This is a genomic window from Arthrobacter sp. APC 3897 (assembly GCF_030407495.1).
Lineage (GTDB): Bacteria > Actinomycetota > Actinomycetes > Actinomycetales > Micrococcaceae > Arthrobacter_B.
On sequence record NZ_JASDDG010000011.1, the window covers coordinates 19,064 to 44,141 of the forward strand.

Annotated in this window: 20 protein-coding genes; 4 read left to right on the top strand and 16 right to left on the bottom strand. The window is 64.7% G+C overall.

Going from position 1 to position 25,078, the window contains the following annotated elements; translation table 11 throughout:
* Window positions 1-153 precede the first annotated feature (153 nt).
* From QMA10_RS07035 to dinB, 14 genes are all read right to left on the bottom strand, one after another.
* On the bottom strand, window positions 154-1,086 hold the full coding sequence (locus QMA10_RS07035; protein WP_290167121.1) for an FtsQ-type POTRA domain-containing protein: 933 nt from the start codon (window positions 1,084-1,086) through the stop codon (window positions 154-156).
* Window positions 1,079-2,506, bottom strand: a complete 1,428-nt coding sequence (gene murC / locus QMA10_RS07040; protein WP_290167122.1) for a UDP-N-acetylmuramate--L-alanine ligase — start codon at window positions 2,504-2,506, stop codon at window positions 1,079-1,081. Before murC ends, QMA10_RS07035 begins: the two co-directional genes overlap by 8 nt.
* Window positions 2,503-3,612, bottom strand: coding sequence for an undecaprenyldiphospho-muramoylpentapeptide beta-N-acetylglucosaminyltransferase (gene murG / locus QMA10_RS07045; RefSeq protein WP_290167123.1), 1,110 nt, complete (start codon window positions 3,610-3,612; stop codon window positions 2,503-2,505). Before murG ends, murC begins: the two co-directional genes overlap by 4 nt.
* Window positions 3,609-5,006 (bottom strand): putative lipid II flippase FtsW, encoded by a 1,398-nt coding sequence (ftsW, locus tag QMA10_RS07050; protein ID WP_290167124.1) that lies wholly within the window; start codon window positions 5,004-5,006, stop codon window positions 3,609-3,611. Before ftsW ends, murG begins: the two co-directional genes overlap by 4 nt.
* Window positions 5,007-6,584, bottom strand: coding sequence for a UDP-N-acetylmuramoyl-L-alanine--D-glutamate ligase (murD, locus tag QMA10_RS07055; protein ID WP_290167125.1), 1,578 nt, complete (start codon window positions 6,582-6,584; stop codon window positions 5,007-5,009).
* Window positions 6,566-7,669, bottom strand: a complete 1,104-nt coding sequence (gene mraY / locus QMA10_RS07060) for a phospho-N-acetylmuramoyl-pentapeptide-transferase (protein ID WP_290167126.1) — start codon at window positions 7,667-7,669, stop codon at window positions 6,566-6,568. The genes murD and mraY overlap by 19 nt, the downstream gene beginning before the upstream one ends.
* On the bottom strand, window positions 7,669-9,192 hold the full coding sequence (gene murF, locus QMA10_RS07065) for a UDP-N-acetylmuramoyl-tripeptide--D-alanyl-D-alanine ligase (RefSeq protein WP_290167127.1): 1,524 nt from the start codon (window positions 9,190-9,192) through the stop codon (window positions 7,669-7,671). Before murF ends, mraY begins: the two co-directional genes overlap by 1 nt.
* A 6-nt stretch (window positions 9,193-9,198) precedes the next feature.
* Window positions 9,199-10,815 carry a UDP-N-acetylmuramoyl-L-alanyl-D-glutamate--2,6-diaminopimelate ligase gene (locus QMA10_RS07070; RefSeq protein WP_290167128.1) on the bottom strand — a complete coding sequence of 539 codons (1,617 nt, stop codon included), beginning with the start codon at window positions 10,813-10,815 and terminating at the stop codon, window positions 9,199-9,201.
* 139 nt (window positions 10,816-10,954) lie between these two features.
* Entirely contained in the window at window positions 10,955-12,745 is a 1,791-nt protein-coding gene (locus tag QMA10_RS07075; protein ID WP_290167129.1) for a penicillin-binding protein 2, read from the bottom strand.
* A gap of 34 nt (window positions 12,746-12,779) precedes the next feature.
* A complete protein-coding gene (locus QMA10_RS07080; RefSeq protein WP_290167130.1) occupies window positions 12,780-13,496 on the bottom strand; it encodes a hypothetical protein in 717 nt (238 codons plus the stop codon).
* Window positions 13,493-14,491 (bottom strand): 16S rRNA (cytosine(1402)-N(4))-methyltransferase RsmH, encoded by a 999-nt coding sequence (gene rsmH, locus QMA10_RS07085; RefSeq protein ID WP_290167131.1) that lies wholly within the window; start codon window positions 14,489-14,491, stop codon window positions 13,493-13,495. Before rsmH ends, QMA10_RS07080 begins: the two co-directional genes overlap by 4 nt.
* A gap of 238 nt (window positions 14,492-14,729) precedes the next feature.
* A complete protein-coding gene (gene mraZ, locus QMA10_RS07090; RefSeq protein ID WP_290167132.1) occupies window positions 14,730-15,161 on the bottom strand; it encodes a division/cell wall cluster transcriptional repressor MraZ in 432 nt (143 codons plus the stop codon).
* Between the two features lie 313 nt (window positions 15,162-15,474).
* Entirely contained in the window at window positions 15,475-15,858 is a 384-nt protein-coding gene (locus QMA10_RS07095) for a DUF3040 domain-containing protein (protein ID WP_290167133.1), read from the bottom strand.
* A 234-nt stretch (window positions 15,859-16,092) separates the two neighbouring features.
* Window positions 16,093-17,340, bottom strand: coding sequence for a DNA polymerase IV (dinB, locus tag QMA10_RS07100; RefSeq protein WP_290167134.1), 1,248 nt, complete (start codon window positions 17,338-17,340; stop codon window positions 16,093-16,095).
* Window positions 17,341-17,426: 86 nt separating this feature from the next.
* Between dinB and QMA10_RS07105 the strand changes: the two genes are divergently transcribed.
* Window positions 17,427-17,996: a hypothetical protein gene (locus QMA10_RS07105; RefSeq protein ID WP_290167135.1), complete on the top strand. Its 570-nt coding sequence runs from the start codon at window positions 17,427-17,429 to the stop codon at window positions 17,994-17,996.
* Between the two features lie 9 nt (window positions 17,997-18,005).
* Entirely contained in the window at window positions 18,006-19,115 is a 1,110-nt protein-coding gene (locus QMA10_RS07110) for a polyprenyl synthetase family protein (protein ID WP_290167136.1), read from the top strand.
* 130 nt (window positions 19,116-19,245) lie between these two features.
* Here QMA10_RS07110 and QMA10_RS07115 read toward each other — a convergent pair whose 3' ends face one another.
* Window positions 19,246-19,599 (bottom strand): Rv2175c family DNA-binding protein, encoded by a 354-nt coding sequence (locus tag QMA10_RS07115; RefSeq protein ID WP_290167137.1) that lies wholly within the window; start codon window positions 19,597-19,599, stop codon window positions 19,246-19,248.
* Window positions 19,600-19,821: 222 nt separating this feature from the next.
* Between QMA10_RS07115 and QMA10_RS07120 the strand changes: the two genes are divergently transcribed.
* Both QMA10_RS07120 and QMA10_RS07125 read left to right on the top strand, forming a co-directional pair.
* Complete coding sequence (locus QMA10_RS07120; RefSeq protein ID WP_290167138.1) at window positions 19,822-21,168, top strand: lytic transglycosylase domain-containing protein; 1,347 nt, start codon at window positions 19,822-19,824, stop codon at window positions 21,166-21,168.
* A 92-nt stretch (window positions 21,169-21,260) separates the two neighbouring features.
* Window positions 21,261-23,459 (top strand): Stk1 family PASTA domain-containing Ser/Thr kinase, encoded by a 2,199-nt coding sequence (locus tag QMA10_RS07125; protein ID WP_290167139.1) that lies wholly within the window; start codon window positions 21,261-21,263, stop codon window positions 23,457-23,459.
* 96 nt (window positions 23,460-23,555) lie between these two features.
* On the opposite strand, the gene QMA10_RS07130 is transcribed toward QMA10_RS07125, so the two are convergent.
* Window positions 23,556-24,953, bottom strand: coding sequence for a class II 3-deoxy-7-phosphoheptulonate synthase (locus QMA10_RS07130; RefSeq protein WP_290167140.1), 1,398 nt, complete (start codon window positions 24,951-24,953; stop codon window positions 23,556-23,558).
* Window positions 24,954-25,078 lie beyond the last annotated feature (125 nt).

A 25,078-nucleotide genomic window follows, 5' to 3' on the forward strand; every position in this document is an offset into this window, starting at 1 on the left:
TGACCTGCAACGTTCAACCCGAAACCCTAAGCTTTCAGTTGAAGGTTATAGTTATGTCAAGTAATCCTCTACCAGTGACGCTATGGGGCGAAAACTGGTTCTGCAATTACCTCTGCCGCGTGTCGGATTTTTCTTTCCCGCAAGAGAAGAAAATCACCTCGTAACCGGAGCGCTTGGGGTGCTGACATCAAACACACTGATCGGCGGATCCTTGGGCGGCATCAGAAGCAGGGCTTCCAAAACACGCGCCTTGGCCACATTGGATTCGGCGCTCCCCCAGAATACCGTCTGCCCGTTGAGCAGCTGAAGTTCCACTGAATCGACGGATGTCGCCGACGCGTGGTCCAGCTGGGCGAGAACATTTTCCGGCAGCACGGACAGGACCGAGGTCACCGTACTGAAGACTGCATTGTTCACCGCTTCGCTGCCGCCGTCGATCAGCGGCAGCCTGGCCTCGGCACGGTTGGCCGCAGTGCCGATCACCAGCCCGTCTTCATCAATCAGCGAAAACGCATTTCCGGTCTGCAGGACCGCCACCGGAACGCGTTCCGTGATGCTCACGATAATCTCGGACGGGGGCACGGCCACGACGTCCACTCCGGCGACCTCCGGCCGGTCCGCGAGCAGCCCGGCGACGTCGTCGTCACTAATCGTGGTCAGCGGCTCGCCCATGAGCGGCTGAAGGGCACGGTGAACCTCGTCCTCGGCCAGCAGCGAGTTTCCCTGGACTGTTACGGTCTTCAGGGCCAGTGCCGGAGACAGAAAGAGGAAAGCCAGAAAAGCACCCAGCAGAACAACAGCAGTCACCACTGACACCAGCAGCCACCGGCGGCGCCTGCGAGGGGGCGGTTCGGGAAACGCCAGCACCGTGGCGGTCACCAGTTCCCCGTTTCCGGAGCCCGTTTCCGTCCCCGTGCGGCCCCCGGGTTCTTCGGCAGCAGGGGCAGTCCTTCCGGCGCCCCCGTGCAGCCTCCGCTCCCGCTGGACGGGATCCCCGTAGCCTGCTGCACGCCGGACCGACGAGTGTCCGCTGCCGCCGTGACGGATGGGACCCGCGTCTGGCCGCCGGGGTTTTTTGCTAGCCACGGAGTTCCTTCCGCAGCTCGGGCTCGGCCGCGTCCGTCCTGGCGAGTTCCTGCACCAGGTCCGCACCGTACCGGGTGACGTCTCCGGCACCCACCGTAAGGATGATGTCCCCCGGTGCGGCACGGCGGCAAATATCCCGTACGGCCTGCCCGGCGTCCGGCGCGTAGCCTCCGGGCCGGCTCACCTTGGCGGAAATCACCTCGCTGGTCACTCCGGGCACCGGATCCTCGCGGGCCGCATAAATGTCCAGCACCGTGGCGGTGTCCGCCCGTTCCAGAGCGGCGGCAAATTCCTCCGCGAAGGCCAGTGTCCGGCTAAACAGGTGCGGCTGGAACAACACGTGGACGCGGTGGTCCCCGGCAACGGTGCGCGCCGCGTCCAGCGCAGCCACCAGCTCAGTGGGATGATGCGCGTAGTCATCGAAGACCCGCACGCCGCGCATCGCGCCTTTGGCTTCGAAGCGTCGTGCCGCGCCGGAAAAGACTGCCAGCCCTGCCGCGGCCAGGGCCGGGTCCACTCCCAGTCCAAGCCCGACAGCGAACGCGGCGGCGGCATTGCGGATGTTATGCGCGCCGGGGACCATCAGCCGCAGTTCCTGCTCGCAGTCCAGGCCGTCCAGGCTGAAACGCAGGATCGACACCGAACCGCTGGCGAGCGGCCGCGTGTCAGTGATCCGGATGTCGGCGCTCTCGCTGTAGCCGTAGGTGCACACCCGGGCGGCACCGGAGCGGCGCACCACGTCCGCTGCTCCGGGATCGTCCGCACAAGCCACCAGCAGGCCGTCTGCCGGCAGGAGCCGGACAAACCTGTCGAAGGAGGCGAAAACTGCTTCCTCGGTACCGTAATGGTCCAAATGATCGGCCTCAACGTTGGTGAGGACGGAAATCTGCGGCCGGTAGTTCAGGAAAGAGCCGTCCGACTCGTCGGCCTCGGCAACGAACACCCTGCCGCTTCCAAAGGCGGCGTTCACGCCCAGTGCCGCCACGTCTCCGCCGATCGCGAAAGAGGGATCCAGGCCTGCTTCACGCAGGAGGACAGTCACCATGGCAGTGGTGGTGGTTTTGCCGTGGGTTCCGGCGACGGCCACCACGTCCTGCGTCCCCATAGCCGCGGCCAGCGCCTCGGAGCGGTGAATGACGCGCAGGCCCAGTTCACGGGCAGCAGCGAGTTCGGGGTTGTCGGGGCGGATAGCGGTGGACACCACCACGGTATCCGCGCCCTGTACATTGGCCGCGTCCTGGCCCACGAATACCGAGGCGCCCAGGGCTTCCAAAGCCCGCAGCCCGGCGGAGTCCCGCGAGTCCGAGCCGGACACAGAAACGCCCCGGCCGATCATTACCCGGGCGACAGCGGACATGCCTGCACCGCCCAGGCCGATGAAGTGCACCCGGCCGAGCTCGGAAAGATTCAGGGTGCTCATGCTCGTGACCTTACCTTCGCTTCGAGGATAAACTCTGCCATCCGCCGGTCCGCGTCGCGGATTCCCTGAGCTGACGAAGCTGCCGACATGGCTTCCAGCGCCGCGGGATCCGCCAGCAAAGGTATCAGCCGGTCCGATATCCACTGTGCCGTGAAGAGTGTGTCCGCAACCACCAGCGCTCCCCCGGCAGACGCCAGACCGGCCGCGTTGAGTGCCTGTTCCCCGTTGCCGTGCGGCAGCGGAACCAGCACGGCGGGCAGGCCGACTGCGCTGATTTCACAGACCGTACCGGCGCCGGAGCGGGCGAGCAGAAGGTCAGCAGCGGCGTAGGCCTGTTCCATCCCGTCCACATACTCGACCTGGCGGTAAAGCGGCGCCGACAGCGGCGTACCTTCGGAGGTCAGAAGCTGCTTGCCCCGTCCGGTGATGTGCAGGGTCTGAATGCCCGCTTCCGCGAGGGCCGGCAGCGCCGCCTCAACGGCACGGTTGATGCTGGCTGCTCCGGAAGAGCCGCCGGTCACCACCAGGGTTGGACGGTCCTGGTCCAGTCCCAGCGCTGTGCGTGCGCCGGCACGCGCCCGGCTGCGGTCCAGTCCGGAAATTTCGCGGCGCATCGGCATGCCCACCAGTTGCGCGCGGGGCAGCTTGGTCTGCGCAAAGGCGGTGCCGACGACGTCGGCGAACCGTGCGCCCACGCGGTTGGCGAGTCCGGGACGGGCATTGGCCTCGTGCACGATGATCGGCAGTTTCCGCCGGCGGGCGGCAAGATACACCGGCGTGGACACGTAACCGCCAACTCCCACGACGACGTCGGCCGCTGCCTCGTCCAGAATCGCACCGGCCTGGCGCACGGCCTGCACGAGCCTGCCGGGCAGCCGGACCAGGTCGCCGCCGGGTTTGCGAGGCATCGGGACCCGGTCGATGAAGGCCAGCTCAAACCCTGCGGCCGGAACCAGCCGGGTCTCCATGCCTGCGGCGGTGCCCACCACCTTGATGCGGGACTCCGGCGCGGACTCCTGCACAGCGCGCGCCACCGCAAGGAGCGGGCTGATGTGCCCGGCGGTGCCGCCACCGGCGAGGACGAGGGAAAGGGGACGTTGTGTCATGGAGCTGATGGTTCACTTTCAGGAATTTTGTGTTCTGGGATTTTGCGGGCAAAGGAAAGCAGGACCCCCACGGCCGCCAGGGTGAAGGTGAGGGAAGAACCGCCGTAGGAGATAAAGGGCAGAGGCACGCCGATCACAGGCAGCAGTCCGGTCACCATGGCGATGTTCACGAACGCCTGGCCGATGATCCACACCAGGATGGACCCGCAGACAATCCGGATAAACGGATCCGTGTGCCGCATGGTCATGCGGATGGTGGCAACCGCCAGGACACCGAAGAGCAGCACGATCAGGAGCGTGCCCAGCAGTCCGAATTCCTCGCCGATGATTGCGAAAATGAAGTCGTTGTGGGCTTCGGGGATCCAGCTCCACTTCTGCCGGCTCTGTCCGATGCCCACGCCGAACCAGCCTCCGGAGGCCAGGGCGTACATGCCGGCGTTGGCCTGGTCGCAGAGCCCGGCCCCGCAGTCCTGTCCCAGCCAGGCGCTGATGCGCCCGGTGCGGTTTCCGCTGAGCATGGACATCAGGACGGCTCCGGCCCCTCCGGCAGCAACCAGCGCCGCCACGAACCGCAGCGGCGCCCCGGCAAAGAACAGGGCGGCGATCATGATCAATCCCATGATGATGACGGTGCCGAGGTCCCTGCCCAGCAGGACCAGCCCGATCAGGAGGCCGCCGCCCGGAACCACCGGCACCAGGGCATGCTTCCATTCGGTCAGCAGCTTCTGCTTCGTGGAGAGCACGGAGGCGAACCAAACGGCCATCGCCAGTTTTGCCGCTTCCGAGGGCTGGCCCGTGAGGGGACCGATCTCGATCCAGTTCCGGTTGCCGCCGACCTCCTTGCCGATGCCCGGGATAAACACCAGGACCAGCAGGATGACGGCCCCCGCCAGAGCCACCCAGGCCAGTTTCCGGTACGTCCGCGGACCAAGCCGGGACAGTACCAGCATGGCCAGGATTCCCAATGCCGCGAAAAGAGCCTGTTTCATGAAGAAGCCGAAGGTGCTGCCCGCGGATTCTCCGGCCGAGGCCGCAATGGATTCCACGGAGGACGCGGAAAGCACCATCATCAGGCCGATGGCCGTCAGGGCCAGGGCTGCGCCGAGGATGGTGTAGTAAGCAGATCCCGTGGCTTTGCGGCGGCTGCCTTCAAGCACGATGATGCCGCGTTCCAGCAGCGAGGGACTCTTGTCCGGGGCGGCATTCTTACGCGCACCCCGGCCGCGGGTCTTGCCTGCGGCCGCCGGAACCGACGGAGCAGCTGCTCCGGGCTTCCCTGTCCGTGAAGCGGGGCCGGTGGATGCCGGGGGTGTGGATGCCGGGGATGTTTGCGGTGTTTGGCGCTTGGACCGGAGTACGGGCTTCCGGGGCTTCCCTGAGGGCGTAGTGACCATCTAGGGCTCCTTAGGAGTCTGCGCCTGTCCTTCCACGTACCCGCGGACGGCCTCGATGAAAGCGTCCCCGCGGTGCGCGTAGGACGCGAACTGATCCATGGACGCTGCTGCAGGCGCCATCAGGACTGTATCTCCCGGCTGCGCTTCAGCGGCGGCGGCTGCAACGGCCGAAACCATCACGTCCTCACCGCTTACCGCCGAAGCAGCGGCATCCGTTCCACCAGTGTGCGGGGGAACGGCATCGATCACCCGGACGTTGGGCGCGTGTCGCGCCAACGCATCCCGGAGGTCCGAGGAGTCCGCACCGATCAGCACCACGGAACGCAGGCGGGACGCATTGTCCCGGACCAGGTCTGCGTAATGGACACCCTTTGACAGCCCTCCGGCGATCCACACCACCGAGGTGAAGGCAGACAGGGACGCCGACGCGGCGTGCGGATTGGTGGCCTTTGAATCATTGATCCACAGGATGTCATTGAGGCGGGCAACCGGCTGGATGCGGTGGTCTCCGGGCGCATAGGTCCGAAGCCCGTCCCGTACCGCCACCGGCTCAACGCCGTAGGCCCGGACCAGGGCCGCGGCGGCCAGGGCGTTGGCCACCATGTGCCGGGGCGCGTATTCGCCGAGATCGGACATGGAAGCGAGCTCGGCCGCGGAATCCTTGCGCTGCTCGATGAAGGCGCGGTCCACCAGCAGGTTCTCCACCATTCCCACCATGGAGACCGACGGCATGCCGGTGGTGAAGCCGACGGCGCGGCAACCTTCAACAACGTCGGCTTCCTCGACCATGTGCTCGGTCTCGGTCTGCTCGGCGTTGTAGATGCAGGCAACCTGCGTGTTCTCGTAGATCTTGGCTTTGTCGGCTTTGTAAGCCTCATAGGAGCCGTGCCAGTCCACGTGGTCTTCGGCAATGTTCAGGCACACGCTGGCCAGCGGAGAGATGGAATGCGTCCAGTGCAGCTGGAAGGAAGACAGTTCCACGGCGAGGACGTCATAGCCCTGCGGATCGCGAATGGCATCCAGGATGGGGGTTCCCACGTTTCCGGCAGCAATGGCGCGCAGTCCGGCGGCGCGCAGCATGCTTTCGGTCATCGAAACCGTGGTGGTCTTGCCGTTGGTGCCGGTGATGGTCAGCCACTGGGCGGTCTTGCGGCCTTCGCGGATGCGGACCCGCCAGGCCAGTTCGACGTCGCCCCACACCGGGATGCCGGCGTCAGCTGCCGCCCGCATCAGCGGATGGGCCGGGCTGAAGCCGGGCGAGGTGACGACCAGCTCTGCCGGCTCGCCGTCAACGGCGGGCAGGGCTTCTGCATGGTCGGCGCCCAGCAGGACGTCGGCTGCTCCCACGATCCGCAGGGTGTCGGCCTTCGCCCGGTTTTCCTCTGTGTCCCGGGCGTCAACCACCACCACCCGGGCGCCGAGCTCGATCAGGGTGTCGGCCGCGGAGAACCCGGAGAGACCGATACCCGTGACAACAACGCGCAGTCCGCGCCAGGGCGCATCCCACGTGGTCAGTTCGTCCAGCCGGGTTGTCCCGGCGGCGGAGTCAGCTGCGTCGCTCAATTTCCTACCACCCATTCCGCATAGAAGATGCCAAGTGCCACGGCCACGCACAGTCCGGCGACGATCCAGAAACGGACCACGACCGTGACTTCAGCCCAGCCCTTGAGCTCAAAGTGGTGCTGCAGCGGCGCCATTTTGAAAACGCGTTTTCCGCCGCTGAGCTTGAAGTACCCCACCTGGATAATCACGGAAAGCGTGATGATCACGAAGAGCCCGGCCAGGATGACCAGCAGCAGTTCGGTGCGGGAAAGGATGGCGAACGCGGCAATGGCCCCGCCGATGGCGAGGGAACCGGTGTCCCCCATGAAGATTTTGGCCGGCGAGGTGTTCCACCACAGGAAGCCCACCAGTGCGCCGGCCAGGGCGCCGGCCAGCAGGGCCAGGTCCATGGGGTCGCGGACTTCGTAGCAGACTGCTCCGGCATCGGGTGTCCCGCAGGTCTGGTTGGACTGCCAGAAGGCGATCAGGAAGTAGGCGCCGAACACCAGGATGGAGGCTCCCGCGGCCAGGCCGTCCAGTCCGTCCGCCAGGTTCACACCGTTGGTGGTTCCGGTGATGATGAGGTTGGCCCACAGGATGAAGAGGATGGCGCCGATCAGCGTGCCGGCGAAGGCCAGGTCAAGGCCGGTGTCCCGGATAAAGGAGATCTGCGTGGACGCGGGCGTCCGGCCCTGGTCGTTCGGGAAGTTCAGGGCCATGATGGCGAACGCAACCCCCACGAGGGTCTGCAGAATGATCTTCGCCTTGGCGTTCAGCCCCAGGCTGCGCTGGCGGGAGATTTTGGTGTAGTCGTCGATGAAGCCCACAAACCCCATTCCGACCATCAGGAACAGAAGCAGGAGTCCGGAGGCGGACGGGCCAAAACTGCCGGGGTTGATCGCGAAGCTGATGAGGTGCGTGATGAAGTAGGACGCAACCACTGAGGCCACGATGACGGCGCCGCCCATGGTGGGCGTGCCGCGCTTGGTGTGGTGCGAGGTCGGTCCGTCGTCGCGGACAAACTGGCCGTAGCTCTTCTTGACCAGGAAACGGATGAACAGGGGCGTGCCGGCAAAGGCAAGGACCAGAGCCAGTGAAGACCCGATGAGCAGGGAAACCACTACTGGACGCCTCCGGCTTCCCCGGTAAGATCCGGGCTGGTGTGCTGCGGCGCTGAAGCCGGCGGCAGGGCGGTGGTTGAAGAGGGGGCGTTCAAAGCTATCCGATCACCGAGATGGCGCAGGGCTGCACCGTTTGAGGATTTGAAAAGGACGAGGTCTCCGGGCTGCAGCGACGATTCCAGGATGCGTTCGGCGTCTTCGGGGCTCTCCACGAAGACGGACTCATCGCCCCAGGAACCCTCCATGACTGCACCCGTATGCATGGCGCGCGCCCCTGTGCCCACCACTATGAGCTGAGAGATGTTCAGGCGGACTACATACCGGCCGATCGCGTCATGCTCATTGACCGAGGAATCCCCGAGCTCCAGCATTTCGCCCAGCACGGCCCAGGTACGCCGGCCCTGGCCCAGTTCGGCAAGGGTCCGAAGCGCCGCCCGCATGGATTCGGGGTTGGCGTTGTAGGCATCGTTGATGACTGTCACGCCGTCCGGGCGGTCGGTGCGTTCCATGCGCCAGCGGCTGGCGGCCTTCTGGCCGGACAATGCCGCGGCAATGCGCCCGGCCGGAATGCCTGCTGCGAAAGCGGCGGCCGCAGCGGCCAGCAGGTTTGCGGTGTGATGGGCACCAATCAGGCCCGATTCCACCGGATATTCGCTTCCGTCAGGGAACCGGAGGGTAAAGACGGGACGTCCCTGTTCATCGGTCCTGGCATCCACTGCGCGCACTGACGACTTGGCGCCGTGGGCTTCCTCGGGCGAGGACGTGAAGTACAGGATTTCGACGCCGGAACCGGCGCGATCAGTCATGGCAGCCACACGGATGTCGTCGGCGTTCAGGACGGCGGTGCCGCCCGGTGCCAGAGCCTCCACCATCTCGCCCTTGGCGCGGGCGATGTTCTCCACGCCGCCGAATTCGCCGGCGTGGGCGGTTCCCACGCCGAGGACGACGCCGATGTCGGGCTTCACCATGGAGGCCAGGTATTCAATGTGGCCGATGCCGGTGGCGCCCATTTCCATCACCAGGTAGCGGGTGCCGTAGCCCGCGCCGAAGATGGTCAGCGGAACGCCAACTTCTCCGTTGTAGGAACCGACGGGAGCCACTGTCTCGCCTTCGGCGCGCAGGATTGCGGCCAGCAGGTCCTTTGTGGTGGTCTTACCTGCCGATCCGGTAATTCCGATGACCGTCAGCGGCGAGGATTCCCGCAGCCGGCGGACAATCTCCGCTGCCAGGGTGCCCATGGCCAGGACGGCATCCGGAACGAGAACCGCCGGGTAAACGGAGCCGGAAGCATCCTCGACGGGACGCTCCACGAGGGCCAGGACGGCACCGCGTTCAAAAGCCGCATCCACGAAGAGGTGGCCGTCTGACGTTTCGCCGGGTTTGGCGATGAAGAGGGAGCCGGGAGAGGCTTCCCGGGAGTCGGTTGTGGCTGAATTCACGATCGTCCCGGATGCCTGTGCGGCTCCGCCGATGAGTTCGCCGCCCGTAATTGCCGCTATGTCTGCTGCGCTAAGTTCAATCATGACGTCTTAGGACTCTACCCCGTTGCCGGACAGCACGGAGAATCCGTAGCGTGTCAACGCCTGCCGTAGCTCAACGCGGTCATCGAGGACCAAATTCACTCCTTTTACTTCTTGGAATACTTCATGTCCCCGGCCTGCAACCAGCACAGTGTCCTGCGGGCGGGCCAGCGACACGGCGTGGTCTATGGCCGCAGCCCGCGGCGCCATTTCAAGGATTTCACAGTCCAGTGCGCTGCGCTCCCGTGCGGCGCGGGCGCCGGCCAGGACATCGGCGCGGATAGCGGCCTCGTCCTCGTCATGGGGGTCGTCGTCGGTGACGATCACGACGTCGGCAAGCCGCGCGGCAATCTCCCCCATCAGCGGCCGCTTGGTTTGGTCACGCTCTCCGGTAGCGCCGAAAACGATAATGACGCGCGGCGGGGTGTCCGCATCGGAGGGATCTCCGGCTTCCCGGCGCACCGATTCCAGCGTGCGGGCCAGCGCATCGGGGTTGTGGGCGAAGTCGACAATTGCAGCCGGGGCTTCGCCCACCAGCTGCATACGGCCCGGAACCTCTACGGTGAACGGATCGCAGCGGTCCAGGGCTTCCTGGAGCTGTGCAATTCCCACGCCCGAGGCGAGGACCATGACGGCGGCAAGGGCTGCGTTGGAAACGTTGAAGGTACCGGGCAGGCCGGTTCCCGCGCGGAGCACGGCCCCGTCGGGGCCGCGCAGCACAAAGCGGTGGCCCAGCCCGTCGCGGACGACGTCCGTTACCCGCCAGCGAGCCTCGGTGCCGTCGTCGTGCGTGGAAAGCGTCCAAACCGGAACCGGGGAGCCGGCGGCCATCCGGGCGCCCCATTCGTCGTCTACGCAGATGACTGCCTGCCGGGCCCGTTCCGTTGAAAACAAGGCAGCTTTGGCCGCGAAGTACTCTTCCATGGATCCGTGCAGGTCCAGGTGGTCCTGGGTCAGGTTGGTGAATCCGGCCACGTCAAACACGACGCCGTCCACGCGCCGGTACGAAATGGCATGCGAAGAAACTTCCATCGCGGCCGCGTCCAGGCCCTTTTCGCGCATCAGGGCGAGCAGCCCGTGCACCTGGGGCGATTCCGGCGTGGTGAGAGTGCTCGCTATGGGTTCTCCACCGGCAAGGATTTCGATGGTTCCGATGAGCCCTGTTGTCTTGCCCAGTGCACCCAGGAGGGAATTGATGAAGTAGGTGGTGGTGGTCTTGCCGTTGGTGCCCGTGACGCCGAACAGCGTGAGGCCGCTGCCGTCCCGCGGGCTGCTGCCGAAAACCGCCCCGGCCAGCGGCCCCACCAGCCGGCGCGGGTCGGACGTGACATAGACGGGCACCGGCAGTTCCGCCAGCCGGCGTGCGCCCTCGTCATCGGTAAGCACAGCCGCGGCTCCAGCCCCGGCCGCCGCGGCAGCGAAACGGGCACCATGGTGGCGGGCGCCGGGCAGCGCCACATAGAGGTCACCGGCCTGGACCTCACGGGAATTGATGGTGAGGCCCGTGAGCATGATGTCTGCTTCCCCATCCGCCGCGCGTGCGGGCTCAATCCCGGGCAGGCCGGCGGCCGCGAGCGAGTCCGCTGCTGCGCGCAGGGACACCGGTCGAACCGTTGACGGCCTCATTCCGCCTCCCCGCTGCTGCGGATTGCTTTGATCATTTGTAGGCACTGCACTGCTCCAGAAAAATTGACGTGGTACTCGAAATAGATCAGTCCGCAAGGAACTGTCCGCTTGGTGCTTGCCCGGCGACCCGCAGCCGGTTTCAGTACTCCACGGGGTACAGTTCCGGTTCCGACGAGGATGGTGCCACGTTTCGCGTGGTCAGCACCTGCTGCATGACCTTCTTGAAAGTCTTGCCGGGGTCCAGGACCTGCAGGGAACCCTCTGGCCGCTGCAGCGTCACCACCACGACGTACTGCGGATCATCCATGGGTGCAATACCAGCATAGGAGAGTGTATAGCCGTCGTATCCGCCGTTGGCCGCCGGCGCTTCGGCGGTACCGGTCTTGGATCCCACCCGGTACTGGTCCAGGGCGCCTCCCCTGCCCGATCCTTCGGCTGTGACGGTCTCCAGCATGTGTTGGACTTCACGGGCCGTTTGTTCCGAAACCACCCGGGTGGACTCTGTCTTCCCGGCAGCGGTTTCCGTTCCGTCGGCCCCGATGTAGCTGTCGATCAGGCTCGGTGCCAGCCGGACGCCGTCGTTCGCGATCGTTTGGTAGACCATCGCCGTGTGCAGGGCGGTCTGGGCCAGACCCTGGCCGAAGAGCACCGTGTATTGCTGCCTGCCGTCCCATTCCTCGGGCTTGGCCAGCAGACCCACGGTTTCACCATTCAGGCCCACGTCCAGCGGCTCCCCGATCCCGAACTTTTTCAGCCAGTCATAGCGTTCCTGCTTGGTGAGCTGCTCGCCGATCATGACCGTGCCCGTGTTCATGGACTTGGTGAAGATGCCGGCGGCCGTCATATGCACGGTGCCGTGGTCAAAGGCGTCCTTGAAAGTCTGCCCGTCAACCGTGTAGGTGGAGGGGATTTCGAACCGGGACTCCGGCTCAATGATGTCCTCTTCCAGGGCCGCCGCCATGGTGATGATCTTCGTGGTGGAACCCGGTTCGAAGGGGACGGTCACGGACAGGGGCTGCCGGTACTCGGCCGGCGTCTGGCCCGGATCGTTCGGGTCGACGGTGGTTGATTCCGCCATAGTGATGATGCGGCCGGTCTTGGCCTCGACCACCACCACGTTGCCCCAGTCCGCGTTGTACTCCTCGACCTGGCTCGCAATGGCTTGCTGGGCGAACCACTGCAGGTCACGGTCAATGCTGAGCTTGACGGAATCTCCGTCACGCACGGGGACGTCTTCATTGGTGGCATAGGGAATGCGGATTCCGTCTCCGCCTATTTCATACGTCCTGCTGCCTGCCTCACCCGCGAGGACGTCATCCTGGGTAAGCTCCATGCCCTCCTGCGGGCCGTCGGTTCCGAGGAATCCCACAATGGATCCTGCCACCGAGCCGGACGGATAGGTGCGCAGCGTGGTGCGGTCTGCGTAAATGCCGGGGAACTTCACCGCCAGGACCTTGTCCCTGATTTCCGGAGTCACGGTCTTTGCAACGAAATTGAAGCTGGCGTCCCCCAGTACCAGGCTCCTCAGGGATTCGGCGTCCTGGCCGAGGATGCCGGACAGTTCCTCGAAGGCCTGGTCAAAGGAGACCATTTCCTGGCCTTCGGACGTGCTTCGCGCGTACTCCTGATCCTCCGCGTAGGGGTGCGAAAGGGTTTGGTCCACCACAATGTCGAAGCGTTCAACGCTGCGGGCCAGATAATTGCCCTCGGAGTCCAGGATGCTGCCGCGCAGCGGCGGCACAGCCCTGGTTTGCAGCCGCTCCGCAACTGCGGTTTCCGCCATCCCCTGCGGGTCGACTGCCTGCACCTGAAAGAGGCGCACGCCGAGCACTGTCAGCAGGACCAGGGCCAGGATCAAACCTGTCCTCAGCCTGCCTGTAACGACGGCTACTCTGTGGTTCCCCTTCGCGGGGTCCTGCACTTTTGCCACAACGTATCCTCGTCACTGCCTCGTAATACTTAACTTATTGTCCGCTTCTCTGGACCGGAGCCGGAATGGTTCCGCCGTTCAGATCAGATTCCTGCACCGCGGGCGCCGGCTCCGGTTCACCTTCACCGGCCGCGGCTGATTCCGCTGCGGCCGCTTCCCGTTCTTCAGCTGCCCTTGCCGACTCGACCACCGGTGCCGGAGCCTCCGCGGCGGGCACAGCCGGGGCAACCGGCTGCGTCAGCACATTGGGGGCGGGAATCAGGACAGCCGGCGCGTCGGCTTCCTCCGCCGGCACGGGGTCCCCTGTTACAGCCAGCGTCTGAAGATCGATGCTTCCAAACGAGGACGAAGTGACCATCCCCAGTTCAGCGGCTTCCGCAGCCAGGACCTGGGGAGCCTGGTGGTTCTCCAGCTGCTGGGTCAGCGCCTCGTTGCGCTGTGCCAGTTCAGTGCGCTCATTCTGCAGCTGGACCAGCTGATACTGCCCGCTCGAAACGGAGATGTTCAGCAGCAGGACTGCGCCCAATCCGAGGATGAGCGTAATGAAACAGAGAATAACAACGGGAGCACGCCGGCGGCGCTGCACCGCCGCAGGTACCACGGACAGCGGCGTCCTCCGGCGCGGTGCCGGAGCGGAAGGTGCCGGACGAACCGGAGCCGGATTCCAATCCAGCGCCCGGGCGGTGTTGCCGTGCGTGGTGCGGCGGTGTCCGGCGATCCCTGTGTGGGGCCGGGTCTGTACCTGTGTCATGAATCTGCCCCGTCGGTAGCCATGCGAATCCGTTCCACGGCCCGCAGTTTCGCGGAGGCAGCACGGGGATTTTCAGCAATTTCTTCTTCGGTGGGAACCTCGGTTCCCTTGGTCAGCCGGTTCAGCTGCGCCTTGTGTTGTTCCAGTTCCACCGGGAAACCCTTGGGGGCGGAGGACCGGGCACCGGCCGCGAACACGCCCTTGACGATCTTGTCTTCCAGCGAGTGGTAGGACATGACCACCACCCGGCCACCAAGGTTCAGGACCGAGAGTGAGGCGGGGATGGCACGCTCCAGGACGTCCAGCTCTTCGTTAACCTCGATCCGCAGGGCCTGGAAGGTCCGTTTTGCGGGATGGCCCCCTGTGCGGGCAGCTCCGGCAGGCACGACGGCACGGATGGCATCGACCAGTTCCCCCGTGGTGGTGAAGGGCTTTTCAGCGCGGGTGGACACAATCGCCGAAGCAATACGGCCGGCGAATTTTTCCTCACCCCATTTGCGGATGATCGAAACCAGGTCCGCTTCGCTGTAGCTGTTAACGATGTCAGCCGCGGTGCGCCCGCGGCTGACATCCATCCGCATGTCCAGCGGTGCATCGTAGGAGTAGGCGAATCCCCTGTCCCGCTCGTCGAGCTGAAGCGAGGACACGCCCAGATCAAAGAGCGCCCCGTCGATGCCGGTAAAACCCAGGTCCCGGACAACATCGGCAATTTCGTCGTACACAGCGTGCACGAGGTCAATGCGGTCCTCGAATGGAGCCAGACGTTCTCCGGCCAGGGCCAGTGCCTGCCGGTCCCGGTCGATGCCGATCACGTGCAGCTGGGGGAAGCGTTCCAGCATGGCTTCGGTGTGTCCGCCCATGCCAAGGGTTGCATCCACAACCACAGCACTGCCGTGGTCTGCCACGGCTTTGTCGATGGCAGGTGCCAGCAAGTTAATACAGCGGTCACGCAGCACCGGAACATGCCGTTCCTCGGTAGGGCGTTCTTCGCTCATCTGCTGTCCTTCCGCGTCCGGGACGGCGGTGTAGTTCTTGAATCAGACCCCCATCCGCGCCTCACGCTGCGGCGCCTGGCTCCGGGGAAGTGAAGTCAGGTGCCGGCCCTGCGGGGCGGCTGGAGATCTCATGCAAGAATCCGCTGCATCCGGTTCCTGCGTGGTGGTGTGGTTGACGTGGTTATGTTTTGCTGAATTTTGTGCTGTTTGCCGGGTAGTGCCGTTGATCGCAAGCTGTCTAGAAGACCCCTGGAATGGTGTCCTCGTCGGTTTCCGAGAACGCCGTTTCCTGCTCTTCCAAGTAGGTCTGCCACGCCGCGGCGTCCCAGATTTCAGCCCTGGTGCCTGCGCCGATCACGGCCAACTCGCGGCCGAGTCCGGCGTAGGACCGCAGTGCCGGCGGAATGGTGATCCGGCCCTGCTTGTCCGGGACTTCATCTGAGGCTCCCGAGAGGAAAACCCGAATGTAGTCACGTGCCTGGCGTGAGGAAAGCGGAGCTTCCCTCATCTGCTCATGCACCCGTTCAAACTCTTTCTGGCTAAAAACGTAGATGCAGCGTTCCTGCCCCCTGGTAAGCACCAACCCGCCGGCCAGTTCCTCGCGGAATTTCGCCGGCAGGATGAGCCGCCCTTTTTCGTCCAAGCGAGGTGAATGGGTTCCGAGGAACATCAGTCACCGCCTGTCCAAATTGGGAGAAGTTCCTCCTGCTGTACCTGCTTTGCTGCCCCTACGCTCTTATGGCCTCCACTTTACTCCACTTCCCTCCACAGTCAACGATCCAGCCCCGTGGTTTGCGGCGCGTCGGGCCTTTTCTTCCGCAGAATGACGCGGATCGCGGCTGGTGGAGGATTCCGACGCCCGGGAGCGGACCGGAAGGGGGTTTTCTGCTCCTTCACCCACAAAAAAGACCCGCCTGCGGCGGGTCTTTAGTGGAGGGGTGCCGGACGGGGAGGAAAGTGGAGCGGACCCTCAGCCCTGCGGGTTACTGATCCCGCTTGCGCTCATCCCATTTGTTTTCCAGATTGCTCATAAAGTTCTTTGGCGCACTCGCCTCACGCTCTTTCCTGCGTGCCGGCGAGTCCGGCTGTACGTTCCGTTTGCCGCGCGTCGTCGCGTAGTAAACTCCCGCCCCCATGACCAGGAAGCCCAGTATTCCCAAGACAAGACTGAACGGCGTGTCGGAGGCGACGCCCCCGAGCAGCAGTCCGATCCCCGCAACGGCAACCAGAGCACCAAGCACAATCCGCCTGGTGGATATACCCGTGGGTGCCGGGGTTGCCATGGAATTGGCAAATTTGGGGTCCTCGGCGTGTAATTGCTGCTCCAACTGGTCCAGCAAGCGCTGCTCGTGTTCCGAGAGTGCCATTACTGCCTCCTTGCGGTCCGAAATACCCATGTCAAGCAACCAACGATCCCCGTGCCGGGACGGTTCCCACCGCCGGCTTCCCGGAGAACTTAGGTGATCCCCCGGCTACGCCGGGCAGTTCACCTGGACCGACAATCCGGGCAGAACGCGTGTTGTGCTTACTTTCTAGGATAGGTGGCAATTTCATCCGAGGAAAGCGGTGGGGACGCTGCCGGGATCCATTCCGCCTAGGGCTTAGCTGGTTTCCTCTCCCGCAGTGCCCGTCCCGCCCGGAGCCCGGCCGGAACGCCCCCGGCGTGAGGGATTCAAAAGCCTGGCCGGCATGACGCCCAGCTCACCGAAACGGGCGTTGATCTTATCCAGCGTGTCCTCGGCAGACCGCCAGTTGTCGTCGCGGCCGTCCAGTGTCAGCTGAACTGCCGCCCCTTCCGCAGGCTCCAGCCGCTCGGCCCTCAGGCCGATCAGCCGCACGCTCATTCGGCGGGGACCCAGGGCAGTGAGCAGGGCCCGCGATTCTTCGTAAATTAATTGGGCGCTGTCAACGGGCTCCCGCAGGGTCCGGGTTCTGGTGAGGGTGGAGAAATCCGCATACCGCAGCTTGAGGGACACTGCACGGCACTGCAGCCCGGCCGCCCGCAACCGGACTGCCGTCTTGTGAGCCAGGCGGAGCAATTCCGTATGCAGCGTCTCATCGTCAGATACATCCCGCGCGAAAGTCTCTTCCGCTCCAATGCTCTTTTCCCGGCGCACCGGAGTGACTGTGCGGGGATCCCTCCCCCAGGCCAGCTCGTAGACATGCTCTCCGGTGACTCCAAGGAGCCGCTTCAGAACACTGACGGGCGTGCGGGCCACGTCCTCCACCGTGGATATCCCCACCCGTGCAAGGGTTTCCCGGGTTTTGGCACCCACACCCCACAGGGCCGAGACGTTCAAGGTGTGGAGATAGGCCACTGTTTCATCGCGGGGAATCAGCAGCAGCCCGTCCGGCTTGGAACGGGTGGAGGCAATCTTCGCCACGAACTTGGTGGACGCGATGCCAACGCTGGCGGTAATCCCGAGTTCCGAGGCCACCCGCTGACGGATCAGCTCCCCGATGGCACGCGGCGGGCCGAGCAGGCGCATGGCTCCGGCAATATCCAAAAAGGCCTCATCAACACTGAGCGGTTCCACCAGCGGAGTAATGGATTCGAAGATGGCCATGAGCCGGCCGGACACATCACGGTAATCCTCATGGTGGGGCTCCAGGATGACAGCCTGCGGACACAGCCGAAAGGCCCGGGACATGGGCATGGCCGAGTGGACGCCGTAGCGGCGTGCTTCATAGGAAGCGGACAGTACAACTGATCGGCCGCCGAGTCCGCCCACAATGACGGGACGGCCGGCCAGTTCGGGTCGCTTGAGCAATTCCACCGACACGTAGAAGGCATCCATGTCCACGTGCATGATGGTGCAGTCGCGGTTTTCGCTGGGGCCGTTGCTCACTCCTTCATGGTAGACAACGGGTCCGACGTTTGCGTTTCGCCTAGACTGGGGACCAGATCCTGACCTCCCAGCAGATGCGGATACCCATGAAAAAGCTCCCGATTGCCCTTACTGCCGCCGCCGTCCTCCTGGCGGCCGCAGGCTGCACCTCGGATTCGGACACTACAGAAACCGGAACTTCCGCACCCTCTGCCCCGGTATCTTCTTCCGCCGCGGTCTCTCCGTCGGCAAGCGGCTCTGCGTCCTCATCCGGTCCGTCAGCCTCCGCCGGCGCCTCGGAATCAGCGGACAGTACGGCCACCCCTTCAACAACCTCCACCTCCACCGCTATTGCTGAGGGCTTCCCCACGGATCTGATTCCGCTGCTGCCGGGATCGACGGCGCTGACCACCAGCTTCGAGGAGACCGACGCCCTCTTTACTGCTTCGCTGAGCGGCAGCACTGATTCGCCCGCCAAGGAGATTTTGGCCTTCTATGCCAAGACGTTCTCCGATCAGGGCTTCACGCCCTCCGACCCCGAGGAACAGGGACCGGCTACCGTGCAGCAGTTTGTCCGTTCCGGCGGAGACGACACCGCCAATGTGACAGTGGTCTCGCGCGACGGCAGCTTCTTCTACACTGCCAGCATCAACACGCTTCCCGAGTCAGACAAGTAAGGCCCGGCCATGCCTACAGCAATCCCGTCGCCCGACGCCGACGCAGCCCGTGAACAGTCCTCCTACCGTGAACACCTCGGTGCGGAACTGGACGCGTTCCTTTCCGAACAGCAGGCCGTGCTGCAGGACGTATCCATGGAATCGCTTCCCCTCCTGGATGCCGTCTCGGCCCTGGCCCAGGGCGGCAAGCGCCTGCGGGCGCTCCTGAACTATTGGGGCTGGCGCGGTGCCGGCGGAGCCGAACTCGCCCTGCCTGCGGTGCGCTCAGGCGTCGCGCTGGAACTGTTCCAGAGTGCTGCCCTGATCCACGATGACATTATCGACCGCTCCGACACACGGCGAGGCGGCCCCAGCGTGCACCGGCGCTTCAGCACAGCCCACAGCGACGCATCCTGGCATTTGGACGGAACGCATTTCGGGTCCTCGGCCGCCATTCTGGCCGGCGACCTGTGTCTGTCACTGAGCGAGGAAATGTTCGCCGCGGTGGGCGCCCAGGCAGCGCACGGGACACCGGCACGGCGTATCTTCAACCGGATGCGCACCGAAGTCATGGCAGGCCAGTATCTGGATATTCTCGAGGAAGTTGTCGGCCCTACACACGAGCCCGACCGCGCCGTCGTCCGGGCCAGGAATATCCTGCGCTATAAATCCGCCAAATACACCACCGAGCATCCCCTGACCCTGGGCGGCGCCCTGGCCGGGGCAGCACCGGAACTGCTGGACTGGTACTCCCGGTTCGCGCTGCCGCTGGGGGAAGCGTTCCAGCTGCGCGACGACGTCCTGGGCGTCTTTGGTGACCCGGTACAAACGGGCAAGCCCGCCGGAGATGATCTGCGGGAGGGCAAGCGCACTGTCCTGGTCGCCTACGCGTTGGCCCTGGGCGGACCTTCGGCGCAGGATGCCGTTGCCGCCGGCCTGGGCAGGGAGGACCTGGATGACGACGGCGTGGCCCGCCTGCGCTCCCTTATAGAGGAGACGGGGGCGCTGGCCGCCACGGAAACCCTCATTGAGGGCCATACCCGCGCTGCCTTTGACGCCCTGGACCAGATGCCCGTCGATGATGTCACCCGGGCAGCCCTGCGTTCCCTGGCACACGCGGCAGTGACCCGGACCGCCTGACCTTCGAAGTCTTCCGGACCCGGGTCCGGAAGAACCTTCCCGCTGCAGCGGACAAGAAAACAGCGGCTCCCGTTTGAAACGGGAGCCGCTGTTTATATGCTCAGGGCCTGAATCATGCCGAAAGTTCGAATTACCAGCCCAGGGCCTGGGCGCGGCGGCGGATTTCCGTCTTCCGTCCCTCACGCAGGGCATCCACCGGGCGCCCCGGCAGGGAGTCATCCGCAGTAAAGAGCCAGCGGATCATTTCAACGTCGTTGTAGCCGGCATCAATGAGCACGGAAATGGTGCCCTTCAAACTGTCCAGCACCGCGCCGTCGTCAATAAACGCGGCGGGGATACTGCGTATTTTGCGCTCCCCGAGGCGCACGGCCACGAGAGCACGCTCTTCGAGCATGCTGTGCACCTTGGTAATCGAAACGTTCAGTTTTTCAGCCACATCGGGCAGGGTCAGCCAATCGGAAACAAGTTCCTCGAGTTCAGTCACTCTCCTAGGTTCCCACGGGAACCCGTCCGCGGGCCAGTTGGAAGGCGTTGTGGAACCGGAACCCCTGTTCAGGCGGTACTCAGGTATTGCTCTGAGTCTCGGTAGTGTAAATTCGCATACGTCACAGAAATAACTTCTGTCACACTCGCACCACTGCACGCCGCGTAATTCCCCCAGTTGCCTTTAAGGCCACGCCGTTTACAGATGAGGAAACAACCCTTTATGACTGCACAGTCGATTCAGGGAAGCAATTCCCCCCGCTCCGCTTCCAGGGGAATGCCCCGCAAATTGAGTGTCGCCGTGACCGCCGCGGCTATTCCCGCGGTCATGATGTCCGCGCTCGCCCTTGCGGCACCGGCACAGGCAGTCTCCGCCGCTCCGGACGCCGCGCCCTTCTCGCAGCTGCCGCTGCAGGCCGTTAAGAACATGACTGCCGTCTCCGTGGCCGGCGTGGCTGCCCCGTTTGAGCTCGCTGCTCAGATTCCCGTCACGATCCTTGCCCAATCCAGTGTCCCGGGCACCCACCGCATCGAAGCCGGAGACACCGTCAGCTCCATTGCCGCCGCTTACGGATTTTCCATTGACGAAGTACTGCGGGCCAACAATCTCCAAAGCACCTCGCTGATCTTTGCGGGCGAAGAACTTCGGCTGCCGGGATCAGGTACTGCTGCAGCCGCCCCCTCCGCTCCTGCCGCGGCTGCCGGGACGTACACGGTACAAGCCGGTGACACCCTCGGCGCCGTCGCTGCGAACCACGGCGTCAGTCTGGACAGTGTCCTGGCTGCGAACAACCTGACCATGACCTCCATCATCCGCCCCGGACAGGAAATCTCCCTCTCCGGCGGTTCGGCACCGTCAGCCGTCACGGCTGTATCGTCTGCACCCGCCGCAACCCATACCGTGGCAGCCGGCGATACCCTCACCGGAATTGCCGCCCGCCACAACATGGGCCTGGCTGACCTGATGGCCGCCAACGGCATGGATGACTCCAGCATCCTGTTCCCGGGCGACGTCGTCGTTCTTTCCGGCGGAGGCGCAGTGACCACCCTGGCCAGTGCGCCGGCGGAAGCCGCTCCCGCGGATCTGGTTCCCAATACCTTCCTGCACTACACCTACCCGGACCACGTGGTTGCCAACGCCAATGTGAACAAGCACGCGCTCAACAACACGGCCGTTCCCAGCCAGGCGGACATGCAGCAGATTGTTGCCCAGACGGCCGTACAGATGGGCGTGGATCCCGCCCTGGCCATGGCGTTTTCCTACCAGGAGTCCGGCTTCGACCAGCGGGCTGTATCCCCCGCCAACGCCATCGGCGCCATGCAGGTCATCCCCACCTCGGGTGACTGGGCCTCTGATCTGGTGGGCCGCCAGTTGAACCTCCTTGATCCCTATGACAACGCCACCGCAGGCGTGGCGATCATCCGTTCGCTGCTCTCCACCAGCGACAGCCTGGAAAATGCTGTGGCGTCTTATTACCAGGGCCAGTACTCGGTGACAACGCAGGGCATGTACGAGGACACCCGCGGATACGTGGCCTCGGTATTGGCCCACCGCCAGTCCTTCAGCTGACAAGCCTGACCCACACGCGGGGCAGGGGCCGGATCGGTGTCGATCCGGCCCCTGCCCTTTCGCACACGTAGGATCAAAGAGTGCATGAATCCGTGAATGATCCCCTAGTCGGCACCGTAGTGGACGATCGCTACCGGGTGCTGTCCCGTATTGCCCGCGGCGGCATGTCCACGGTCTATCTGGCCACTGACCTGAGACTGGACCGCAACGTTGCGTTGAAGGTCCTCTACCCGCATCTTGCCGCCGACAGGGGTTTCCTGGACCGCTTCGAGCGGGAAGCAAAGTCCGCCGCCCGGCTGTCCCATCCGCACGTCGTCGGAGTCCTTGACCAGGGCTTTGCGGAAAACCTTGCCTATCTGGTGATGGAGTACGTGCCGGGCAAGACGCTGCGCGAACTGCTGGAAACACGGACACGGCTCTCCCCCCGGCTCGCCCTTGCCCTGCTTGACGCCGTGGTTGACGGACTGGCCGCCGCCCATGACGCAGGCCTGATCCACCGGGACGTCAAACCGGAGAACGTCCTGCTGGCGGACAACGGCAGCATTAAGATTGCCGACTTTGGCCTGGCCCGGGCAGTATCCACCAGCACCAACACCGGCACCCTGGTGGGAACGGTTGCCTATCTGGCTCCCGAGCTCGTCACCGGCACCGGCGCCGACGAACGCAGCGACGTGTATTCCGCGGGCATCATGCTGTATGAAATGCTCACCGGTGTCCAGCCTTTCACCGGCACCGTCCCCATCCAGGTTGCCTTCCAGCACGTCCATTCCACTGTTCCCGCGCCCTCGGAAACCTGTCCGGGGCTGGCTGCGGATCTGGATGAGCTGGTCCAGTGGTGCACCGCTCCTGATCCGGATAACCGGCCGGTGAACGGCAGAGCCCTGCTGGGCGAGCTCCGCCACATCCGGACCTCCCTGACCGATGACCAGCTGGATTTCCAGTGCCCGGACCCCGGTCCCCGGACCGGCGGTGAACAGGACGGCACCACCGGCCGGCTGCCGGACGGATCCGGCACCCCCGAGGGTGCCGGTCCGGATGCCACCACCGCTCTGCCTCGTCCCGCAGGCGCCACGGAGGTCATGTCGGCATCCGCCCGGGGAACCGCCGACGCCGGTACCTATCCCACAGAGGTCATCTCCCGCACCGGCACCCGGACCACGGTCTTTCCTGCCGGCAGCCGCGGGGGCTCCGGTTCCCTGCCGCCGGCCGGCACGGACGGGAGCGGCGGAACCGGTGGACCTGGCGGATCTGATGAATACGATCCCGACGGCGAAGCGGCGCAGCAGGCCGCGCCGGGAGGCCGTGCGGAACGGAGACAGGCCCGCCGGGAGTACAAGGCCCTGGCACGCCGAAGCAGCCGCGACGCACATCGTCCCGAAGTATCCCTGCGCCGGGGACGTCCCCGACGCCGCGGTGCTCTTTTGGCGGTGCTGGCCGTGCTGCTCATCGCTGCCGCCGTCTTTACCGGCTGGTTTTTCGGCCGCGGCCCGGGCGCCGTCGTTTCCGTCCCCGACGTGGCCAACGTTTCCCGGGAAGCCGCCGGGGCCCTGCTCAGCGGCGAAGGCCTCAAATACACCACCAATGAGATCCATGACGAGATGGTCGCGGCCGGACTTGCGGTAGGAACGGATCCGGATGCCCCGGCGGAAGTCCGGCGCTACCAGCCGGTGACCCTGCTCATCAGCAAGGGACCGGAATTATTCGACGTGCCCAACGTGGTGCAGCGAACCCTTGAGGCGGCCGGCGAGAACATCACCGACGCCGGGCTCTCGGTGGGAGCAGTCACTGAAGAACACAGCGAAACCGTCGATGCCGGAAAGGTCATCAGCCAGTTCCCCGCTCCCGATACCCAGCTGCGGCGGGACTCGGCCGTCAACATGGTGGTCTCCCTTGGCCCCGCCCCGGTGGAGGTTCCGTCCGTGGTCGGGAAAACAGAGGACGAAGCCGTACAGCTCCTTGAAGAAGCCGGGCTCACGGCGGAGGTGCTTCCCGATCGGGTGAACAGCCCGGATATCCAGGACGGGTCCGTAGCCGCGCAGACTCCGGCCTCAGGCCTGGCGGACCGCGGCTCCACCGTAACGCTGACCGTGTCCAAGGGTCCGGTGATGGTTCAGGTACCGAACGTGGTTCGCCAGTCCCCCGACTCCGCGCGGGCGCAGCTGGAGGACCTGGGCTTCCAGGTCCAGATCAGTGAATTGCTGGGCGGACTGCTGGGCATCGTCCAGTCGCAGGATCCAAGCGGCGGATCCATGGCCCCGGAGGGGTCGGTCATCACGCTGCGCGTGGTCTAACGCAAAAGTGCACGCCCCGGGAGGCGTGCACTTTGCGTTAGCGGATTACCAAATTAGGGTTTTTTGTCTTACCCCCGGGGCTTGTCTTACTCGCCCCTAGTCACCTTTGCGGGACAGCGCACCGGCCACAAGGAACGCCATTTCGAGGGACTGCATGTGGTTCAGGCGCGGATCACACACCGACTCATACCCTTCGAGGAACGCTTCCTGGTCAATCGGGTCTGCTCCGCCGAGGCACTCGGCTACGTCGTCGCCGGTCATTTCAACGTGCAGACCGCCGGGGAAGGTGCCCAGTGAACTGTGCACCTCGAAGAAGCCGCGGACCTCGTCCATCACGTCGTCGAAGTTCCGGGTCTTGTAGCCGTTGGGCGAGGTGACGGTGTTACCGTGCATCGGGTCCGTCACCCAAAGAACCTGCGCACCCGAGGCAGTGACGCGCTCCACCAGCGGAGGAAGCTTCTCACGGATGTTCTGTGCCCCCATGCGGGTGATAAACGTCAGGCGGCCCGGCTCGCGTTCCGGATCCAGCTTGTCGATCAGGGCCAGGGCATCCTCGGGCTTGGTGTTGGGGCCAAGCTTCACACCGATCGGGTTGCGCACCTTGGACAGGAAATCCACATGGGCGGAGTCCAGGTCGCGGGTACGCTCACCGATCCACAGGAAGTGCCCCGAGGTGTCGTACGGCTGCCCGGTGCGGGAATCGATGCGGGTCAATGCCCGCTCGTAGTCCAGCAGGAGGGCTTCATGGCTGGCGAAGAACTCCACACGCTTCAACGCCTCGAAGTCCGCTCCGCAGGCATCCATGAACCTCACGGCACGGTCGATTTCCCGGGCGAGTGACTCGTAGCGCGAATGCGCCGGATTGGAGGTGAATCCCTTGTTCCAGTGGTGCACCAGCCGCAGGTCCGCGAAACCGCCCTGGGTAAAGGCGCGGATCAGGTTCAAGGTGGAAGCGGACGTGTGGTACGCACGGACCATCCGCGCCGGGTTATGTTCCCGGGACTCGGGAGTGAAGTCGTAACCGTTCACCATGTCACCGCGGTATGCGGGCAGGGTCTGTCCCGCCCGCGTCTCATCGTTCGACGAGCGGGGCTTGGCAAACTGTCCGGCCATCCGGCCCATCTTGATGACCGGCAGGGACGCCCCGTAGGTGAGGACAACGGCCATCTGCAGGATGGTCTTTACCCGGGCACTGATTTTGTCAGCGGTGGCTCCGTCGAAGGTTTCAGCACAGTCGCCGCCCTGCAGCAGGAAGGCTTTACCCTGGGCCGCTGCCGCCAAACGGTCACGGAGAATGTCCACTTCACCCGCAAACACCAGCGGAGGAACCATGGACAGCTCGGCAATGGCTGCGTCATAACCCGGGTGATCGCGCCAAGTAGGCTGCTGTGCGATCGGCAACGACCGCCAGTCATCCAAGCCCGGATAGTCCGCCGCACCCTGCCGTGCTGCGGAGGAGGAATCTACTGCGTTGTCAACTGGAGTGTAGGTCACGCCTTTAAGGGTACTGTCTGGACCCCGCCCGGGCAGAAGCGTTCAACCTGTGGGCGTAACCTGGCGTGGCTTGGACGCAATATTGCCCGGGTGCAGGCTGCTTCGTTCACCGGCTGCGCCCGGCC

What these genes read in the sequence shown, in the direction of transcription:
- murC (WP_290167122.1), bottom strand. Translation starts at nt 2,506, where the DNA reads ATGAGCACCCTGAATCTTTCCGAGCTCGGCCGGGTGCACTTCATCGGC.
- murG (WP_290167123.1), bottom strand. Translation starts at nt 3,612, where the DNA reads ATGACACAACGTCCCCTTTCCCTCGTCCTCGCCGGTGGCGGCACCGCC.
- ftsW (WP_290167124.1), bottom strand. Translation starts at nt 5,006, where the DNA reads ATGGTCACTACGCCCTCAGGGAAGCCCCGGAAGCCCGTACTCCGGTCC.
- murD (WP_290167125.1), bottom strand. Translation starts at nt 6,584, where the DNA reads ATGGGTGGTAGGAAATTGAGCGACGCAGCTGACTCCGCCGCCGGGACA.
- murF (WP_290167127.1), bottom strand. Translation starts at nt 9,192, where the DNA reads ATGATTGAACTTAGCGCAGCAGACATAGCGGCAATTACGGGCGGCGAA.
- QMA10_RS07070 (WP_290167128.1), bottom strand. Translation starts at nt 10,815, where the DNA reads ATGAGGCCGTCAACGGTTCGACCGGTGTCCCTGCGCGCAGCAGCGGAC.
- QMA10_RS07080 (WP_290167130.1), bottom strand. Translation starts at nt 13,496, where the DNA reads ATGACACAGGTACAGACCCGGCCCCACACAGGGATCGCCGGACACCGC.
- rsmH (WP_290167131.1), bottom strand. Translation starts at nt 14,491, where the DNA reads ATGAGCGAAGAACGCCCTACCGAGGAACGGCATGTTCCGGTGCTGCGT.
- mraZ (WP_290167132.1), bottom strand. Translation starts at nt 15,161, where the DNA reads ATGTTCCTCGGAACCCATTCACCTCGCTTGGACGAAAAAGGGCGGCTC.
- QMA10_RS07095 (WP_290167133.1), bottom strand. Translation starts at nt 15,858, where the DNA reads ATGGCACTCTCGGAACACGAGCAGCGCTTGCTGGACCAGTTGGAGCAG.
- QMA10_RS07105 (WP_290167135.1), top strand. Translation starts at nt 17,427, where the DNA reads ATGAAAAAGCTCCCGATTGCCCTTACTGCCGCCGCCGTCCTCCTGGCG.
- QMA10_RS07110 (WP_290167136.1), top strand. Translation starts at nt 18,006, where the DNA reads ATGCCTACAGCAATCCCGTCGCCCGACGCCGACGCAGCCCGTGAACAG.
- QMA10_RS07120 (WP_290167138.1), top strand. Translation starts at nt 19,822, where the DNA reads ATGACTGCACAGTCGATTCAGGGAAGCAATTCCCCCCGCTCCGCTTCC.